The sequence below is a fragment of the Mycolicibacterium baixiangningiae genome (genome assembly GCF_016313185.1).
In the GTDB taxonomy this organism is placed as follows: domain Bacteria; phylum Actinomycetota; class Actinomycetes; order Mycobacteriales; family Mycobacteriaceae; genus Mycobacterium; species Mycobacterium baixiangningiae.
The window spans coordinates 5,185,444-5,202,896 of the sequence record NZ_CP066218.1 but is presented as its reverse complement, the minus strand read 5'-3'; the positions used below and the strand labels follow the sequence as shown (position 1 = coordinate 5,202,896).

The following is a 17,453-nucleotide window of genomic DNA, read 5'->3' as shown; positions in this document are numbered from 1 at the left end:
CCGCAGACGCGTCAATGGGTGTGCGACCGCGTGGTACGGCAGCGTTCACGCGCCTTCTCCCGCGAGGGCGAAGCGGCCGTCGGTCGTCTGCTCGATCAAGCCGTCGACCAGCAGCGAATCCAGGGCGCGGTCGCGCTGCGCCGGATCTGTCAGCCATGCGACATCGAGTTCGGCACGTGTGACGGGTGACTCACTGCCGCGCAGCACATCCAGTAGCCTGCCGCGGACCTGCCGGTCGGTGCCCGCGTAGCGCTGCGCCCGCCGGGGCGGGGCGGTCGCCGCCGGATATCCGAGTGAACGCCACGTGCAGCCGCTCAGCGGGCACAGCCCGCATCGCGGCGCCCGGGCCACGCACACCGTCGCCCCGAGCTCCATCACCGCGACCGAGAACCGCGGTGCGTCAGGCCCTTCCGGCAGCAGGGCCGCGACGTCGCCCAGATCGCGACTGCTGGCCGCGCTGTCGGCGCGCCCGTGCACCGCTCGGGCGACCACCCGGCGGACGTTCGTGTCCACCACCGGAACCCGCTGCCGGTAGGCGAAACAGGCCACGGCTCTGGCCGTGTAGGCACCGATGCCCGGCAGGGTGAGCAGCACGTCGACGTCCGACGGCACCTCGTCGCCGTAGTCGGCCGCGATCACCGTCGCGCATTCGTGCAACCGCTTCGCGCGGCGCGGATATCCGAGCTTGCCCCACGCGCGCAACACGTCGGCGGCGCCTGCGGCCGCGGTCGCCGACGGCGTCGGCCAGCGCGCGATCCAGCTCAGCCAGATCGGCTCGACGCGGGCGACCGGCGTCTGCTGCAACATGAACTCGCTGACCAGGATCTGCCACGGTGTCACGCCGGGGCGACGCCACGGCAGGTCCCGCTGTTCGCGGTCATACCACACCAACAGCTCGGTGGGATCGATCATCGACCACCGCTGGGGCACAATGGTCGGCATGCCAAATACCAGTCCGGTGACCGCATGGAAGGCACTCAGAGAGGGTAACGACCGCTTCGTGGCCGGTCAGCCCGAGCACCCGAGTCAGGGTATCGAGGACCGCGCCCGGCTGGCCGAGGGGCAACGGCCCACCGCGGTGGTGTTCGGTTGCGCCGACAGCCGCGTCGCCGCCGAGATCATCTTCGACCAGGGTCTCGGCGACATGTTCGTGGTGCGGACCGCGGGTCACGTCATCGACTCCGCGGTGCTGGGTTCCATCGAATACGCGGTCACCGTGCTCGACGTGCCGCTGATCGTGGTGCTCGGCCACGACAGCTGCGGCGCGGTCAAGGCCACACTGGCGGCCCTCGACGACGGCGCGGTGCCCGGCGGGTACGTGCGTGACGTGGTCGAGCGGGTGACGCCGTCGATCCTGCACGGCCGTCGCGAGGGGCTCACACGCGTCGACGAATTCGAGGCCCGCCACGTCAACGAGACCGTGGTGCAGCTGCGGGAGCGGTCCACCGCGATCAACGAACGCATCGCAGCGGGCACCGTCGCGATCGCCGGTGTGACCTACCACCTGGCCGACGGGCAGATCGCCCTGCGGGACCACCTGGGAGACATCGGCGAAGCCTGAGCGCGACACGCCGGGTCACCTCGGGCGACTGAGCCTGACCGGGCTTTACCGTGGTCATGTGCTGGATCTCGAACCGCAAGGCCCGCTGCCGACCCAGATCTATTGGCGACGCCGCGCGCTGGCGATTGGCATCGCGGTGGTCGTCATCGGCATCGTCGCCGCCGTGGTGGTGATGGTGGTGTCAGGAGGTTCCGGCGCGGACAACAAGAACGCCGACCAGCAGTCGGCGGGGACCGCCGAAGCGGCGCCGACTCCGCTGCCCGGGGAGAACCCCGAGGTGAAGACCCCGATCGTGCCGCCGCCCGCGCAGGCCCCGCCGCCCACTCCGACGCCCACCGCGGCCGTCGCGCCTCCGCCGGTACTGCAGGAGGGCGACGACTGCCCGGACTCGACGCTCGCGGTCAAGGGCATCACCAGTCAGCCCGGCTACGTCGTCGGCGATCAGCCGAAGTTCACGATGGTCGTGACCAACATCGGCCTGGTCGCCTGCAAGCGTGACGTCGGTGCCGCCGTGCTGGCGGCCTACGTGTACTCGCTGGACAACACCCGCCTGTGGTCGAACCTCGATTGCGCGCCGTCGAACGAGACGCTGGTCAAGACGTTCGCCCCGGGTGAGCAGGTCACCACCGAGGTGACGTGGACGGGGATGGGTTCGGCACCGCAGTGCCCGCTGCCCCGTCAGCCGATCGGCGCGGGCACCTACAACCTGATCGTCCAGCTGGGCAATCTGCGGTCCTCGCCGGTGCCGTTCATCCTGGCCCCGGCCGCGCCGCCCGGCCAGGCGCCCGCACCGGGTGTCCCCGCGCCCGGGGTGGGCTGAGCGCCGTCAGGCCAGCCGGTCGGCGATCGTCGACTCCGCCAGCAGGGACAACCCTTCCCTGATGTGGCGCGCCCACATCGAACCGATGCCGTCCACCGACTGCAGATCGTCGGCGCTGGCCGCGAGCAGACCCTGCAGCGAGCCGAACGAGCGCACCAGCAGATCGACGTGGGCGAACTGCAGCCGCGGGATGCCCGCCATGGCGCGGTAGCCGCGTGAGCTCATCGCCGAGTCCTGTGCCTCGAGCGTCGACGGGTAGCCGAAAACGCGTGCGAGCGCGGTGAAGTCGAGCAGTTCGTTGTCCGAGAGCGAGTCCAGTTCCTCGAGGGTCGCGCTGACCTGAGCGGGAGTCGGAGGGTCGGGGTTGGCGTGATAGTCGCGCACGATCAGCTCGCGGGCGTTGTCGTTGTCGCCGACGAGCTCCTCGAGCTGCAGCTTGATCTGTCGCCCGTCGGTGCCCAGTTCCACGACGTCGGCGTCGATCTCCAGGCTGATCCGCCGCACCATCTCCAGCCGCTGCACCACGGTCATCACGTCGCGCAGCGTCACGAAATCCTCGATCTCGGCGGTCGACAGCTGCCGGCTCACCTCGTCGAGGCGGGACTTGTAGCGCTCCAGGGTGGCGATGGTCTGGTTGGCCCGCGACAGGATCGTCGGGGTGTCGGGCACCACGTGCCGCTCACCGGCCACGTAGACGGTCACGATGCTCATCGAGTGGCTGACCGAGATCACCGGATAACCGGTCTGGACCGCGGTGCGCTCCGCGGAGCGGTGCCGCGTGCCGGATTCGTCGGTGGGGATGGACGGGTCGGGCACCAGCTGGACGTTGGCCCGCAGGATCCGGGTGCCGTCGCTGGAGAGCACCACCGCGCCGTCCATCTTCGACAGCTCGCGCAGCCGGGTCGGCGCGTAGCGCACGTCGAGTTCGAATCCGCCGTCGCAGATCGCCTCGACGCTGTCGTCGTAACCCAGCACGACCAGCGCGCCCGTGCGGCCCCTCAGAATGCGCTCCAGACCGTCGCGCAGCGGTGTTCCCGGTGCCAGGCGGCCGAGTGTCTCCCGCAGCGTCGGACGGGCCAGCTGGACGACGTTGCTGCTCGTCCTGACGGTCTTCACGGCCATCATTCCTCCCGGGCGCGCTGTTGCCGGCTCTTCGCGCAAGCGCTCATCGGCCGCCATTGTCCGCGATGCGGTACAGCACCTGCAATGCCGCGGTGATGTTCTCGGCAGGCAGCAGACGCAACCCGGCCGGCACCGACGGCGTGCCCGGCGGTACGACGGCTCCGGTGAACCCGAGCCGGGCGGCCTCGGCCAGGCGGCGGTCCATCCCCGTCACGCGGCGCAGGTCACCGGCCAGCCCGAGCTCGCCGATCACCACCGAGTTGGCCGGCATCGCCCGCTCGATCTTGGCCGAGGCCATCGCCAGCGCGACCGCGAGATCTGACGACGGGTCGGTCAGCCGCATCCCGCCGACCGTCGACAGGTAGATGTCGCAGGGCCCCACCTGCAGCTTGGCGTGCTTGTCGAGGACCGCGGCGATCATCGCGGCGCGAGCGGAGTCGATACCGCTGACGGCGCGGCGGGGATTCGGGCCGGTCGGCGCACCGACGAGCGCCTGCACCTCACCGATGAGCGGCCGCTTCCCGTCGAGCGTCACGGTCACCGCCGTCCCGGCCACCGGTCTGTCCCGCTGGTCGCGGAACAGTCCCGACGGGTCGGCCACGCACTCGATGCCGGTGTCGTGCAGCTGGAAACAGCCCACCTCGTCGGCGGCGCCGAACCGGTTCTTCACACCGCGCACCATCCGCAACGTCGAGTTGCGATCGCCCTCGAAGTGCAGCACCACGTCGACGAGGTGTTCCAGCGAGCGCGGCCCGGCGATCGCGCCGTCCTTGGTGACGTGGCCGACCAGCACCATCGCGATACCGCCGGGGCCCGCCGCACCCTTCGCATACTGGGTGAGCGCCGTGGTGACCGCGCGAACCTGGGTGACTCCGCCGGTGACGCCGTCGGTCTCGGTGGTGGACATGGTCTGCACGGAGTCGACGACGACGAGGCTGGGCGCCACCGCGTCGATGTGGCCGAGTGCGGTCGGCAGATCGGATTCCGCAGCCAGATAGAGCTCGTCATGGGTGCAGCCGGTGCGTTCGGCGCGCAACCTGACCTGGCCCGCGGACTCCTCGCCGGTCAGGTAGAGGGCGCGGCGCCCGGACGACGCCCAGCGATGGGCGACCTCGAGCAGCAGGGTGGACTTGCCGACGCCCGGATCACCGGCGAGCAGGGTCACCGATCCGGGGACCAGCCCGCCGCCGAGGACCCGGTCGAGTTCGCTGATGCCGGTCGCGTCGTGTTTGGTGCGGCCCGGGTCGATGCTGCTGATCGGAACGGCGGGGGAGTTCGGGACCACCGGGCGCCGGCCGGGTGAGCCGGCGATGGCGGCCAGCACCGCGACTTCCTCGACCGTGCCCCAGGTGCCGCAGTCCGGGCACCGGCCCACCCACTTGGCGCTGATGTGCCGGCACTCCGAACAGCGGTACTGAGAACGTGCCTTGGCCACAGGACGACGGTATCGGTCGGTGCCGACAGAACGGGTCCGGCCGGCCCCGGGTCAGTGCGTGTCGCGCTGCGGGTCAGTGTCCGCCGGAGTGCTCGGACCCGCCACCGCTGTCGTCGCGGCGCGGTTCCTCGCCCGCCGAGATGGGCACCTGCACGGTGACCTCGCCGGCGCGCTGGAACGTGAACGTGAACGGGTAGGTCAGACCGTTGGTGATCGGCTTGGTCAGCGTGACGGCGGCGGTCAGCGGTTCGGCCGGCTGGACGCTTTCCAGTGCGGCGGTCTGACCGTCGGGTTCACCGGCGACCAGGACGCCGTTCGGGGCGATCGTCGTGTCGCCCTGCACCGGCACCGACCCGACGTCGGAACGGATCGACACCAGCCGGTCGGGCTGGTCGGCGGATTCGTTACTGGCGACGAACAGGAGCTCGGCCTCGCTGCCCGGGCGGACGTAGTCCGAGGTCTGCGGGGCGCGCAGGTGGATGTTGCGGATCGCGATGTCGCCGACTCCGGCGTTCACGCCGTTGACGGCGGGAGCCTGGGTGGCGGTCTGGGAGATCTGCCCGGCGCCGCACGCCGTGAGGGCGAGGGCCAGCCCGCAGGCCGCCAGTCCCGAGGTGACGGCAGAAGCGCGGGGATGGATGCGGTTCACTCAAGCCTCCTGCAGAGGGTCGCCCAGTCTGTCGTTCACAGTTCGACTATGCAGAGTAGTAGGTGACGGTCGGCGGTGACCACGGCGGGCCGCAGGGCGGAAGCCGCCGCGCACCCGAACGGCGTTGCGCGGCACCTGCAAACGGGGCCCGCAGCGGAGCGCTCCGAGACCCGCTACCCGGGTTCCCGATCATTACCGCGTTGCACGAATTCGGCACCCTGTCAACCCTTGATCTTCATCCGCAGTGCCCCTGACCTGCATAGTTGTTCCGCACGTGTCGACGGCCCGTGTTAGCATGGACGGGTGAAAGGGGCTCGAAACTGATGATTTTCAAGGTCGGAGACACCGTCGTATATCCCCACCACGGTGCTGCATTGATCGAAGCGATCGAAACCCGAAGCATCAAGGGCGTGCAGAAGGAGTACCTCGTCCTCAAGGTCGCCCAGGGCGACCTGACCGTTCGAGTGCCCGCTGACAATGCCGAGTACGTCGGTGTGCGCGACGTGGTCGGACAAGAGGGTCTCGACAAGGTCTTCCAGGTGCTGCGCGCACCCCATACCGAGGAGCCGACCAACTGGTCTCGCCGGTACAAGGCGAACCTGGAGAAGTTGGCATCCGGTGACGTGAACAAGGTCGCCGAGGTTGTTCGTGACCTGTGGCGTCGCGACCAGGAGCGCGGGCTGTCCGCCGGCGAGAAGCGCATGCTGGCCAAGGCCCGACAGATCCTCGTGGGCGAACTCGCACTCGCCGAGAACGTCGAAGACGAGAAGGCCACCATCATCCTCGATGAGGCGTTGGCTGCCGCGTCCTGACGCGTATGACCACTGTGGCCGTTGTCCCGGCCGCGGGATCCGGGCAACGGCTCGCGGCCGGCGCGCCCAAGGCCTTCGTGAATGTGGCCGGGCGGCCGATGCTCGAACGCGCCATCGCCGGGCTCAGGGAGTCCGGCGTGGTCGACAGCATCGTGATCGCCGTCCCGCCGGGCCGTACCGACGAAGCGACGTTGATCTTCGGCGGTGACGCGCTGATCGTCGCCGGCGGCGCGGACCGCACCGAATCGGTGAGCCTCGCGCTCACCGCCGTCGGCGATGCCGAGTTCGTCCTCGTCCATGACGCCGCGCGCGCCCTCACCCCGCCTTCGCTGGTGGTCCGGGTGGTGGAGGCGCTCCGAGCGGGATACGGCGCTGTCGTCCCCGCCCTCCCCGTTGCCGACACCATCAAGGCCGTCGACGCCAACGGCGCCGTGCTGGGCACGCCCGAGCGGGCGGGACTGCGCGCCGTCCAGACCCCGCAGGGCTTCCACGTCGACGTGTTGCGCCGGGCGTACGCACGCGCCGGTGACGGCGGTTTCACCGACGACGCGTCGATGGTCGAGCAGTCCGGCGGTCAGGTGCAGACCGTCGACGGCGATCCGCTGGCGTTCAAGATCACCACCCCGCTCGATCTCGTTCTCGCCGAGGCGATCCTGGCCGGCGCACGGTGAGCGCCCGATGACGCTGCCGCGGATCGGCCTCGGCACCGACGTGCACCCCATCGAAGCGGGCCGGCCGTGCTGGCTGCTCGGCCTGCACTTCGACGGCGCCGACGGGTGCGCGGGGCACTCCGATGGCGACGTCGCCGCCCACGCGCTCTGTGACGCGCTGCTGTCCGCGGCGGGGCTGGGTGACCTCGGTGAGGTGTTCGGCACCGGCAGGCCCGAATGGGAGGGCGTCAGCGGCGCCGACATGCTGCGCCACGTCCACGGCCTGCTGCGGGACGCGGGCCTGCGAGTGGGGAACGCGGCCGTCCAGGTGATCGGGAACCGGCCGAAGATCGGACCGCGGCGGGCCGAAGCGCAGGCGTTGCTGTCAGAACTGGTCGGCGCGCCGGTGTCGGTTTCGGCGACGACGACCGACGGGCTGGGGCTCACTGGCCGGGGTGAAGGTCTGGCCGCGATAGCGACCGCTCTGGTGGTCGATGCGGGATTACGCGATTAGGCCGGTAAGCTGGCACGTCGTGACCGATCGCGCAGAAGCCGGCCGGTCGGCGACGTCGCCGACGGGCCTGCGGCTTTACGACACCATGGCAGGTGCCGTGCGCGATTTCGTGCCGCTGCGCACCGGACACGTCTCCATCTATCTGTGCGGGGCGACCGTCCAGGGCCTCCCTCACATCGGACACGTCCGCAGCGGGGTCGCGTTCGACGTGCTGCGGCGCTGGTTGACAGCCAAAGGGCTCGACGTGGCGTTCATCCGCAACGTCACCGACATCGACGACAAGATCCTCAACAAGGCCGCCGACGCCGGACGGCCGTGGTGGGAGTGGGCGGCCACCTTCGAGCGGTCGTTCACCGCGGCCTACGACGCGCTCGGCGTATTGCCGCCGTCGGCCGAACCGCGGGCGACCGGGCACATCACCCAGATGGTCGAGCTGATCTCCCGGCTGATCGAACGCGGGCACGCCTACGCCGCCGATCAGGAGGGCAACGGGGACGTCTACTTCGACGTCGCGACGCTGCCCGACTACGGCAAGCTCTCCGGACACCGGATCGACGACGTCCACCAGGGCGAGGGTGTCGCGACCGGGAAACACGACCAGCGCGACTTCACGCTCTGGAAGGGCGCCAAACCGGGCGAACCCTCATGGCCGACCCCGTGGGGCCGCGGCCGGCCGGGCTGGCACACCGAATGCGTCGCGATGTGCGAGGCGTACCTCGGTGCCGAATTCGACATCCACGCCGGCGGGATGGATCTGGTGTTCCCGCACCACGAGAACGAGATCGCCCAGGCCGAGGCCGCGGGCGACGGTTTCGCCCGCTTCTGGCTGCACAACGGCTGGGTGACCATGGGCGGCGAGAAGATGAGCAAGTCGCTCGGCAACGTCCTGTCGATTCCCGCTGTGCTGCAACGGGTTCGCGCCGCGGAGTTGCGCTACTACCTCGGTAGCGCGCACTACCGCTCGATGCTGGAGTTCTCCGAGACCGCGCTGCAGGATGCGGTGAAGGCCTACACCGGGGTCGAGGACTTCCTGCACCGCGTGCGTAACCGGGTGGGCACCGTCGTGCCCGGCGAGTGGACGCCGAAGTTCGCCGCCGCGCTCGACGACGATCTGGCGGTGCCGATCGCGCTGGCCGAAGTGCACGCCGCACGCGCCGTGGGCAACCGGGCGCTGGACTCCGGTGACCACGAGACGGCGATGACGCAGGCCCGCTCCATCCGGGCCATGATGGGCATCCTCGGCTGCGACCCGCTCGACGAACGGTGGGAGTCGCGCGACGAGACCTCGGCCGCGCTGGCCGCCGTCGACGTCCTCGTGCGCTGGGCGCTCGACAGCCGTGCCGACGCGCGAAACCGCAGGGACTGGGCGACGGCCGATCAGATCCGCGACCGGCTCAAGGAAGCCGGCATCGACGTGACCGACACCGCCGACGGTCCACAATGGTCGCTGCTCGACGGCGACAGCAAGGATGCCTGACCATGGCGGGTAACTCGAAACGACGTGGCGCGGTGCGTAAGGAGGGCACCAAGAAGGGCCCGACCGTCGGTTCGGGCGGGGTGCGACGGCGCGGCCTCGAGGGTCGCGGCGCGACACCTCCCGCCCACGAACGGCCCCACCATCCGGCGGCCAAGCGGGCCGCCAGGACGCAGAAGCAACAGCAGCGACGCCCGGTGCGCAAGACCGACGAGACCGAGTTGGTGCTCGGCCGCAACCCGGTGGTGGAGTGCCTGCGCGCCGGGGTACCTGCCAGCGCGCTCTACGTGGCGATGGGCACCGAGGCCGACGAGCGGGTCACCGAATCCGTCCAGATCGCCGCCGACAGCGGCATTCCCATCCTCGAGGTGCCGCGGCCGGACCTGGACCGCATGAGCAACAACGCCCTGCACCAGGGGCTGGGGCTGCAGGTGCCGCCGTACGACTACGCCCATCCCGACGATCTGCTCGCGATGGCGAAGGCCGACGGCGCCCCCGCGCTGCTGGTCGCCCTCGACAACATCTCCGATCCGCGCAACCTCGGCGCGATCGTGCGGTCGGTGGCGGCGTTCGGCGGGCACGGCGTGCTGATCCCGCAGCGCCGCTCGGCATCGGTGACCGCGGTCGCCTGGCGCACCAGTGCCGGTGCGGCGGCCCGTCTGCCGGTCGCGAGGGCCACGAATCTCACTCGGACGCTGAAGAGTTGGGCCGACGCGGGTCTGCAGGTGGTGGGTCTGGACGCCGGCGGCGACACCACCCTCGACGACGTGGACGGCACGGGCCCGATGGTCGTGGTCGTCGGGTCGGAGGGCAAGGGTCTGTCGCGCCTGGTGCGCGAGCAGTGCGATGCGGTGGTGTCGGTCCCGATGGCCGGGCCGACCGAATCGCTGAACGCCTCGGTGGCCGCGGGTGTGGTGCTGGCCGAGATCGCCCGCCAGCGCCGTAGCTGACCCGACGAGAACTCGTCGACACACTACGGTTGTTGACGGATTCCAGCCTGAATCCGTCAACAACCGTAGTCTCGCGATGGGCTACACCCCGATCACGCGAAGTCCCACCCACAGGCCGGACACCGCCGCAACGAGGGTGAGCGGTACGGTGCACAGCCCCACCCCGCTGAACCGCAGCACCCCGGTGGGCACGTCGGCCCGGTGAACCACGTTGCGCCACAACAGGTTAGCCAGTGACCCGATGTAGGTGAGGTTCGGGCCGACGTTGACGCCGATCAGCACCGCCAATACGGCCGCCGGTCCGGCGACGTCCACCAGCGGGAGCAGCACCAGCACGGCGGGCAGGTTGTTGACGACGTTGGACAGCACCGCCGCGACGGCCGCGATGCCCAGTAGCGCCGCGAAACTCTCCCCGTCGGGGAGCACCGACAGCATGGCCTCGTCGAGACCGTGGCTCATCACCGCCTCGACGACCACGCCGAGGCAGAGCACGAACGCCAGGAACGGCACGTTGACCGACCTCGCGATGCCCGTCACCGTGCTGCGCCGCTGCAGCAGACCGCGAACACCCAGCACCACCGCGCCGGCCAGTGCCGCCCAGGCGGGTGCCACGTCGACCAGCGAGGTCACCGCGAAACCCGCCAGCGTCAGGGCGAGGACGACGAGGACGAACACCGGCATCTCGACGTCGGGCAGCGGTTCGGCGCGCCGCGGCGTGATGGCGAGGTCGCGGGCGAACAACCGACGGAGTACGACGTATTCGACGAGGATCGAGGCCAGCCACGGCAGGGTCATCAGCGCCGCGAAGTGGGTGAACGACAGACCCGCGGCGGTGAACGCCAGCAGGTTGGTCAGGTTCGACACCGGCAGCAGCAGCGATGCGCTGTTGGCCAGGTGTGCGGTCGCGTACGCGTGCGGCCCGGCCGGAATGGACAGGGTGCGGCAGGTGGCCAAGACGACCGGGGTGAGCAGCACGACCGTCGCGTCGAGGCTGAGGACCGCGGTGGTGCCGGTGGCGATCACGAACACCACGGCAAGCAGCCGTCGGGGATCACCCGCCCCGGAGCGGGCCATCCACACCCCGGCCGCGTGGAACAGCCCGGCGTCCTCGCACAGTTGCGCCAAAACGAGTACCGCGGCGAGGAATCCGACGACCGGCGCCAGCCGCACGACCTCCGCCGCGGCGTCGTCGACCGAGATGATCCCGACCGCGATCAGCAGCCCGGCGGCCGGAACCGCGGCGACCGCTTCGGACCAGCCGCGCGGTCGCACCAACGCGAACGTGAGCACGACGACGAGCAGCAGCAGCGCGAGCAGCAACCGTCAGCTCCAGGGGTCCGCGCGCTGCCACAGCAGCGGCAGATGCAGCGCGACACCGTCCTCGCCGGCGAGGCGGGTCAGCACCCGCATCGAGGCGTCGAGATCGTCGGCCACGTAGGGGAGCGCACGCACCGGCTTGTGCAGCGGGCGGAAGAAGTCGTCCCAGTGGATCAGCACCACGCGGCGGGCGCCGACCGCGCGGACGGTCTCGGTCCAGTACTCGCGCACATAGCTCTCCGGTTGTCGCCCGAGCTGCCCGACACCGAGGTACGCCACGTCGGCGCGCATGCCGTTCAACGCACCGGGGACGAAGCCGGCGCTGCCGACGATCAGCAGGCTGCGCGCCGTCGGCCGGTGGCGCAGCAGGATCGACCAGGCCTCACCGCACCGGTAGGCCGACACCTTGGCCGGCGGGGTCACGGGCCGTTCGATGCGGCCGGGGAAGCGGTCGGGCGGGCAGTGTCTCGATTCGACGAGGGTCAGGTCGTAGGCGCCGTAGGTGACGGTATCCCCGGAAGCGATTGTGCGCACACGGCTTTCGGGGAGTCCATGCCCCCGGCCCAGCTGTGCGGCCGAGGTCCCCCCGACGAGCGCCGCGCCGGTGCGTTCGGCGACCAGTGCGGAGTCGAGTGCATGGTCGAAGTGGGTGTGCACGGGCAGCACCGCGTCGAGGCGGTCAACCCGCAAGCGGGACAGGCAGCCGTCCACCCGCGGCGGTGACGGTGCGATGCGGCGCAGTCCGACCGACACCAGGCCGGGGCGCGAGAAGAAGCCGTCGGTCAGCACCGCCGACGAGCCGTCGTCGATCAGCAGGGTGGTGACGCCGGCCCACGTCACCGTGAGCGCGGAATCCGCGGTGGCGGCCGGCGCGTCGAACCACCGCGCGTGATCCTGCAGATCGGGCCGTCCGGCTCGCACGCGCATGCGCACACTGTAGGCACCCACGCTGCGGGTCAGCTCAGTGCGCCCGCGCCGAACTACGCATTCCGGCAACTGCGGCGCCCAGGCATGCCGCGGCCACCGCCGCCGCGAACCACGGGAACACCACCACCAGTTCCCAGCGCGTCGCCGCCCAGCCGGCCAGCAGGGTCGGCACCGCCATGGCCGTATACGCCAGCAGGTAGAACGCCGACATCGTCTCGCCGCGCTTACCCGCGGGCACGACGTCGGACAGGTGGCGCAGCGATCCGCCGAACCCCAGCCCGAACGTCGCGCCGAGCAGGGCGGCCGCGACGAATACCAGCGGCCATTGGTGGGTCAGCAGCACCGGGATGGTGAGAAGAAGTGCGATCGCCATCCCGACGTCACCGATGACGGCGGCGCGGCGGGCGGGTACGCGAGTGGCCGCGAGTTGAGCGAGGGCCGCGGCGAACGCCGTCGTGCCGACCACTGCGCCGCCGAACACGAGGTTGTCGATGTGGGTCTGCTTCGCCGCCAGCGACGGATACAGCGACAGCAGTACGCCCAGCACCGACCAGGACGCCATGGCGCCCAGTGCGGCGAACCAGAAGTCGCGTCGGATCTCCTCGGGCACCGCGGGTTTCGCAATGCGGATACGGCCGGGAGTGCGGGCGGTGTGCGGTTCGCGCAGCGCCACCAGTCCGACGCCGACGATCAGGCAGAACACCGCGACGACGGCATACGGTGTGCGCAGCGGATGCGGCGCGTACTGGGCCAGCAGGGCCGATCCGAGTATCGCGACGGTCATCCCGATGTTGAAGGCCACGCCGCTGAGTTGGCCCGACCGCAGACCGTGGTGGGGCCGCAGGTCCAGCAGTGCGGCGGCACCGGCGACGATGATCGAGCCCACCGCGGCACCGTGGATGGCGCGCGCCAGCAGCAGCAGCGCCATGTTGTCGGCGATGAGGAACACACCCAGTCCGACCACCAGCGCGATCAACGCGGCGATGAGCACCGGTTTGCGGCCGACCACGTCGGAGATCCGCCCGGACACCAGGACGGCGCCCAGTGCCGCGACGGCGTACACCGCGAAGATGAGCGTGGTCGCCAACGGGGACAGGTGCCAGTTCGACTCGTAGAGGCCGTAGAGGGGTGCGGGCACGCCGGACACTCCGAGCGCGACCCCGCTCAGCACGAGCAGCAGGGGATAGGCCCACCGCTGCGTCTCGTCGCCGATCGAACGGTCGAATGTCGCCATCGCGGTTTACCCCCGGTGGAGTAGGTTTGACGGATATCGAACCTGATCAAGCGTACGCTGGGTTTGACGATCATCAAACCTACGTGGTGAAGGGCACTTTCATGGCGGACGACACGCTGACCGCCGCCCCCGTTGGGCCGGTGCAGCAGGTGCTGGGCGCCATCCACGACCCGGTGCGCCTCGAGATCGTCAGGCGGCTGCACAACGCGGGCACGCCGATGCAGTGCGGGGCGCTCTACGACGGCATCAACAAGTCGACCGCCACCCACCATTTCAAGATCCTGCGCGAAGCCGGTGTCACCGAACGGCTGGTGATCGACGGCCTGACCTATCAGCGGCTGCGCCGCGACGAACTCGAGGCCGCCATCCCGGGGCTGCTCGACAGCGTCGTGCGGAGCGCGAACAAGCAGGCCGGCGTCAGCTGAACGGTGCCAGGGCGACGCCCTCGGCGGTCAAGCGGTTCCGGACGGCGGTGGCGATCTGTACCGCGCCCGGCGAATCCCCGTGCACGCACACCGAATCCACCGAGACGTCGATCGTCGACCCGTCGATCGCGGTGACCCGGCCCGCGGTCACCATCGAGTGGACGCGGTCGGCGATCTCGTCGACGTCGTGCAGGACCGCGCCGGGTTCGCGCCGCGACACCAGTTGTCCGTCCGGCCGGTACGCCCGGTCGGCGAACGCCTCGGCCACCGTCTGCAGACCCAGCTCGCGCGCCTCGGCGAAGAACACCGAACCGGACAGCCCCAGCACCGGCAGCCGAGGATCCACGGCGTGCACCGCGGCCGCAACGGCGCCGGCCTGATCGCGGTTGGTGACGATCGAGTTGTACAGCGCACCATGGGGTTTGACGTAGGAGACCGTGGTGCCCGCGGCGGTGGCCAGCGCCGAGAGCGCGCCGATCTGGTACATCACGTCGGCGGTCAGGTCCTCGGGGGTGGCGTCGATGAACCGCCTGCCGAAGCCGGCGAGATCGCGGTAGCTGACCTGCGCGCCGATGCGCACACCGCGCGCGGCGGCCGCTCGGCACACCCGGGCCAGGCCGGCCGGGTCGCCGGCGTGGAATCCGCAGGCCACGTTCGCGGAGGTGACGATCTCCAGCATCGCGTCGTCATCGCCCAACGTCCACACCCCGAACCCCTCGCCGAGGTCGGCGTTGAGGTCGACGGACGACGCGGGCACGGCGCCAGCCTAATGGGGCGAGTCGGCCGCCGGTCCTGCATGGGGCCGGCCCCTAGGGCGATTTTTCCGAAACATCCTGTCGGAGCAAGGCGAAATGGCGGGTGACCGCGTTGGTGACCCGGGTCTGGTCGCCGGTGGCCAGCAGGTCGAGGAGCGCTCCGCGCAGGACAGCGAGCGTGAGCGTTCGAGCGGTGGCATCCGGTTCGGCGTGGCCGGGCTGTGCGGGTTGCCACGTGGCCAGGACGGCCAGCCAGTCCTCGACGGTGTCGCGGGCGAATCCGCCCCATGGCCCGTCGGGTTCGACCAAGGAGCGGACGTACGCCTCGGTCCAGAGCCTGAGCAACGGACGGTGTTCCTCGGCCACCAGCCACGACCACACCTGACCGCCGGCGGCAGCCAGGCCGCTGGGCTCGGATGCGGTGGGAGGTTGGAGCCGGTTCAGGAGTGCCAGTTCGTCCGCGCGGGCCCGCTGCAGCAGGGCCCGCACCAGACCGTCCTTGCTACCGAAGAGAAACAGCAGAACCCTTGGGCTGGAGCCGATGGCGGCGGCAAGGGGGCGCAGCGACAGTTCGGCGAGCCCGTGGGTCAACGCGTAGCGGTAGGCGGCTTCGAGCAGCTCGGTCCGCCGCGCGGAGGGGCTTGTCGCATCCGAGGGCACGTTGGTAGCCTAACGCTACTGAAACGAGTGTTTCAGTAGCGGCAGGATGGAGACCGTCCACCGCCGCGGATGGGAGGTTCGCGATGGTGCAGCAGGTCGACCACGCCGGGGTGGTCGTGCGTCAGGCGGACAAGCCCGGAGATCTGGGATGGATGGTCATGGCCCACGGTGAGGCGTACGACGAGCAGTTTGGCTGGAACACCGAATTCGAGGCTCTGGTGGCGCGCATCGTCGCCGACTATGCCGCGCAGCACGACCCGGCAGGGGAAGCGGCCTGGATCGCCGAGGTCGACGGCCGGCGGGTGGGGTGCATCTGCTGTGTGGCCGGCGACGAACCCGGCGTGGCCAGACTACGGATCCTGTTGGTCACCCCGGACGGACGTGGCCTCGGGGTGGGCGGTCGCCTGGTCGAGGAGTGTCTGCGGTTCGCCCGTGGGGCCGGCTATCGGCGGGTGGGTCTGTGGACCAACGACGTCCTGGTCTCGGCGCGAAAGATCTATCAGGGGCTCGGATTCCGGCTTGTCGGCGAGGAACGTCACCACAGTTTCGGTCATGACCTGACCGGCCAGAACTGGGTCCTCGACCTGTGAGCCGCGTTGGCTACCAACGGTTCTCGGTGACGAACTCGCCCAGCGGACGGGCGTACGTCCAGTGGTCGAGTTCGAGTGCGGGGCGGTCGGGGAAGTCGGGCACCGGGCCGAGGCACAGCACCGCCACGGGCTCCGCGCCGTCGGGCATACCCAACAGCTCCGCAAGCCTGCGCGGGTCGAAGATCGACACCCATCCCATCCCCAGGCCCTCGGTGCGCGCCGCCAGCCACATGTTCTGGATCGCGCACGACACCGACGCCAGGTCCATGTGTGGCAGGGTGCGCCGCCCGAACACGTGCTGTTCGCGGCCGTCACGCAGGGCGACGACGAGCAATTCGGCGCAGTCGAGGATGCCCTCGACCTTGAGCGCGAGGAACTCGTCACCGCGCGGGCCAAGCGCCGCGCCGGTGCGGTGACGCTCCTCGTCGACCAGCGCATGGATGTCGCGACGCACGGCCGGATCGGTGACGCGGATGAACCGCCACGGCTGCATGAGTCCGACGTTGGGGGCGGCGTGCGCAGCGGCCAGCAACCGGGTGAGGACGTCGTCGGAGACCTTCTCCCCGGCGACGAAGCGCCGCATGTCGCGGCGTTCGGTGATGGCGCGGTACACGGCGTGGCGTTCGGCGGCGGTGAACGCGTGGTCGGTCACGTCTCACAGGGTAGGGATGCGACCATCGAGGGGTGACACGCGCCGACGTCCTGATCACCGCGGCAGACCTGGCCGAGCACATCGCCGCCGGCCGCCCGGTCACCCTGCTCGACGTGCGCTGGCAGTTGGCGCAGCCCGACGGCCGCGCGGCCTACCGCGCCGGCCACCTCCCCGGCGCGGTGTACGTCTCCCTCGAGGACGAGCTGACCGACCACACCGTCAGCGGCCGCGGCCGTCACCCGCTGCCCAGCGGTGCCGCCGTCGAGGCGTCGGCACGCCGGTGGGGTGTGCGCGACGGTGTGCTCACCGTGGCCTACGACGACTGGAACCGCGCCGGTTCGGCGCGTGCGTGGTGGGTGTTGACGGCGGCGGGTATCGACGGGGTCCGCATCCTCGACGGCGGGCTCGCGGCCTGGGTGGCGGCCGGCGGTGCGCTCGAGACCGACGCGGCCACCCCGTCGCCGGGTGATGTCCGCGTGGCTCACGAGGATCTGTACCGCGGCGCGTTGCCCACGCTGACCGCTGACGACGTGGCGCAGTTCGACGGACTACTGCTCGACGCCAGGGCGCCGGAGCGGTTTCGCGGCGAGGCCGAACCGGTCGATCCGGTGGCAGGTCACATCCCGGGTGCGGTGAACGCGCCGAGCACGGGCGTCCTGAGTGCCGAGGGCATCTTCCGCTCCGATGCCGACGTGCTCGAGCGGGTGCGCGGCGCCGAGAAGGTCGGCGCGTACTGCGGCTCCGGGGTCACCGCCGCGGTCGTCGTCGCCGGGCTGCGCGCCGAGGGCGTCGAGGCCGCTCTGTTCCCGGGGTCCTGGTCGCAGTGGAGTGCCGACCCGTCGCGGCCGGTGGCCACCGGCGAGTAGGCCCGCGAATCGCATTTGGAAATGCAAACCGTTATCATTA

General features: G+C 70.5%; 20 protein-coding genes. 10 read left to right on the top strand and 10 right to left on the bottom strand.

What is annotated here, in order from left to right; all coding sequences use genetic code 11:
• Nucleotides 1-45: 45 nt before the first annotated feature.
• Nucleotides 46-912 (bottom strand): HhH-GPD family protein, encoded by an 867-nt coding sequence (locus I7X18_RS24710; protein WP_193046871.1) that lies wholly within the window; start codon nt 910-912, stop codon nt 46-48.
• A 28-nt stretch (nt 913-940) separates the two neighbouring features.
• Here I7X18_RS24710 and I7X18_RS24705 point away from each other — a divergent pair, with 28 nt between their 5' ends.
• On the top strand, nt 941-1,561 hold the full coding sequence (locus I7X18_RS24705; RefSeq protein WP_193046615.1) for a carbonic anhydrase: 621 nt from the start codon (nt 941-943) through the stop codon (nt 1,559-1,561).
• 58 nt (nt 1,562-1,619) lie between these two features.
• Complete coding sequence (locus I7X18_RS24700) at nt 1,620-2,381, top strand: hypothetical protein (RefSeq protein ID WP_193046614.1); 762 nt, start codon at nt 1,620-1,622, stop codon at nt 2,379-2,381.
• Nucleotides 2,382-2,387: 6 nt separating this feature from the next.
• Here I7X18_RS24700 and disA read toward each other — a convergent pair whose 3' ends face one another.
• The 3 genes from disA to I7X18_RS24685 form a co-directional block, all read right to left on the bottom strand.
• Nucleotides 2,388-3,503, bottom strand: coding sequence for a DNA integrity scanning diadenylate cyclase DisA (gene disA / locus I7X18_RS24695; protein WP_193046613.1), 1,116 nt, complete (start codon nt 3,501-3,503; stop codon nt 2,388-2,390).
• Nucleotides 3,504-3,546: 43 nt separating this feature from the next.
• Nucleotides 3,547-4,938 carry a DNA repair protein RadA gene (gene radA, locus I7X18_RS24690; RefSeq protein WP_193046612.1) on the bottom strand — a complete coding sequence of 464 codons (1,392 nt, stop codon included), beginning with the start codon at nt 4,936-4,938 and terminating at the stop codon, nt 3,547-3,549.
• 73 nt (nt 4,939-5,011) lie between these two features.
• Nucleotides 5,012-5,587, bottom strand: coding sequence for a copper chaperone PCu(A)C domain-containing protein (locus I7X18_RS24685; protein WP_193046611.1), 576 nt, complete (start codon nt 5,585-5,587; stop codon nt 5,012-5,014).
• A gap of 323 nt (nt 5,588-5,910) precedes the next feature.
• On the opposite strand from I7X18_RS24685, the gene I7X18_RS24680 reads away from it, so the two are divergent.
• Genes I7X18_RS24680 through rlmB form a run of 5 tightly spaced genes read left to right on the top strand, consistent with a single transcriptional unit; the run spans nt 5,911 to nt 9,987 of the window.
• Entirely contained in the window at nt 5,911-6,399 is a 489-nt protein-coding gene (locus tag I7X18_RS24680) for a CarD family transcriptional regulator (RefSeq protein WP_134056717.1), read from the top strand.
• Between the two features lie 5 nt (nt 6,400-6,404).
• Nucleotides 6,405-7,070, top strand: a complete 666-nt coding sequence (gene ispD / locus I7X18_RS24675; protein WP_193046610.1) for a 2-C-methyl-D-erythritol 4-phosphate cytidylyltransferase — start codon at nt 6,405-6,407, stop codon at nt 7,068-7,070.
• A gap of 7 nt (nt 7,071-7,077) precedes the next feature.
• On the top strand, nt 7,078-7,563 hold the full coding sequence (gene ispF / locus I7X18_RS24670) for a 2-C-methyl-D-erythritol 2,4-cyclodiphosphate synthase (RefSeq protein ID WP_193046609.1): 486 nt from the start codon (nt 7,078-7,080) through the stop codon (nt 7,561-7,563).
• A gap of 19 nt (nt 7,564-7,582) precedes the next feature.
• Entirely contained in the window at nt 7,583-9,040 is a 1,458-nt protein-coding gene (cysS, locus tag I7X18_RS24665; RefSeq protein WP_193046608.1) for a cysteine--tRNA ligase, read from the top strand.
• Between the two features lie 2 nt (nt 9,041-9,042).
• A complete protein-coding gene (gene rlmB, locus I7X18_RS24660; RefSeq protein WP_193046607.1) occupies nt 9,043-9,987 on the top strand; it encodes a 23S rRNA (guanosine(2251)-2'-O)-methyltransferase RlmB in 945 nt (314 codons plus the stop codon).
• Nucleotides 9,988-10,068: 81 nt separating this feature from the next.
• Here the strand turns inward: rlmB and I7X18_RS24655 are convergent, their stop codons facing one another.
• From I7X18_RS24655 to I7X18_RS24645, 3 genes are read right to left on the bottom strand one after another with little or no spacing between them, the layout of a single operon-like run.
• The gene (locus I7X18_RS24655; protein WP_193046606.1) at nt 10,069-11,307 is read right to left on the bottom strand and encodes an SLC13 family permease; all 1,239 of its coding nucleotides are present in this window, start codon (nt 11,305-11,307) and stop codon (nt 10,069-10,071) included.
• Between the two features lie 3 nt (nt 11,308-11,310).
• Nucleotides 11,311-12,231 (bottom strand): MBL fold metallo-hydrolase, encoded by a 921-nt coding sequence (locus I7X18_RS24650; protein WP_193046605.1) that lies wholly within the window; start codon nt 12,229-12,231, stop codon nt 11,311-11,313.
• A 34-nt stretch (nt 12,232-12,265) separates the two neighbouring features.
• Nucleotides 12,266-13,465: an MFS transporter gene (locus tag I7X18_RS24645; RefSeq protein ID WP_193046604.1), complete on the bottom strand. Its 1,200-nt coding sequence runs from the start codon at nt 13,463-13,465 to the stop codon at nt 12,266-12,268.
• A gap of 101 nt (nt 13,466-13,566) precedes the next feature.
• Here I7X18_RS24645 and I7X18_RS24640 point away from each other — a divergent pair, with 101 nt between their 5' ends.
• Nucleotides 13,567-13,890: an ArsR/SmtB family transcription factor gene (locus I7X18_RS24640; RefSeq protein ID WP_193046870.1), complete on the top strand. Its 324-nt coding sequence runs from the start codon at nt 13,567-13,569 to the stop codon at nt 13,888-13,890.
• Here the strand turns inward: I7X18_RS24640 and I7X18_RS24635 are convergent.
• Both I7X18_RS24635 and I7X18_RS24630 read right to left on the bottom strand, forming a co-directional pair.
• A complete protein-coding gene (locus tag I7X18_RS24635) occupies nt 13,883-14,647 on the bottom strand; it encodes a LamB/YcsF family protein (protein WP_193046603.1) in 765 nt (254 codons plus the stop codon). The two genes, I7X18_RS24640 and I7X18_RS24635, sit on opposite strands and share 8 nt — an antisense overlap.
• A gap of 52 nt (nt 14,648-14,699) precedes the next feature.
• Complete coding sequence (locus I7X18_RS24630; RefSeq protein ID WP_193046602.1) at nt 14,700-15,305, bottom strand: TetR family transcriptional regulator; 606 nt, start codon at nt 15,303-15,305, stop codon at nt 14,700-14,702.
• Between the two features lie 83 nt (nt 15,306-15,388).
• Between I7X18_RS24630 and I7X18_RS24625 the strand changes: the two genes are divergently transcribed.
• Nucleotides 15,389-15,895: a GNAT family N-acetyltransferase gene (locus I7X18_RS24625; protein ID WP_193046601.1), complete on the top strand. Its 507-nt coding sequence runs from the start codon at nt 15,389-15,391 to the stop codon at nt 15,893-15,895.
• A gap of 10 nt (nt 15,896-15,905) precedes the next feature.
• Here the strand turns inward: I7X18_RS24625 and bluB are convergent, their stop codons facing one another.
• Nucleotides 15,906-16,547, bottom strand: coding sequence for a 5,6-dimethylbenzimidazole synthase (bluB, locus tag I7X18_RS24620; protein WP_193046600.1), 642 nt, complete (start codon nt 16,545-16,547; stop codon nt 15,906-15,908).
• A 32-nt stretch (nt 16,548-16,579) separates the two neighbouring features.
• Between bluB and I7X18_RS24615 the strand changes: the two genes are divergently transcribed.
• The gene (locus I7X18_RS24615) at nt 16,580-17,413 is read left to right on the top strand and encodes a sulfurtransferase (protein WP_193046599.1); all 834 of its coding nucleotides are present in this window, start codon (nt 16,580-16,582) and stop codon (nt 17,411-17,413) included.
• Nucleotides 17,414-17,453 lie beyond the last annotated feature (40 nt).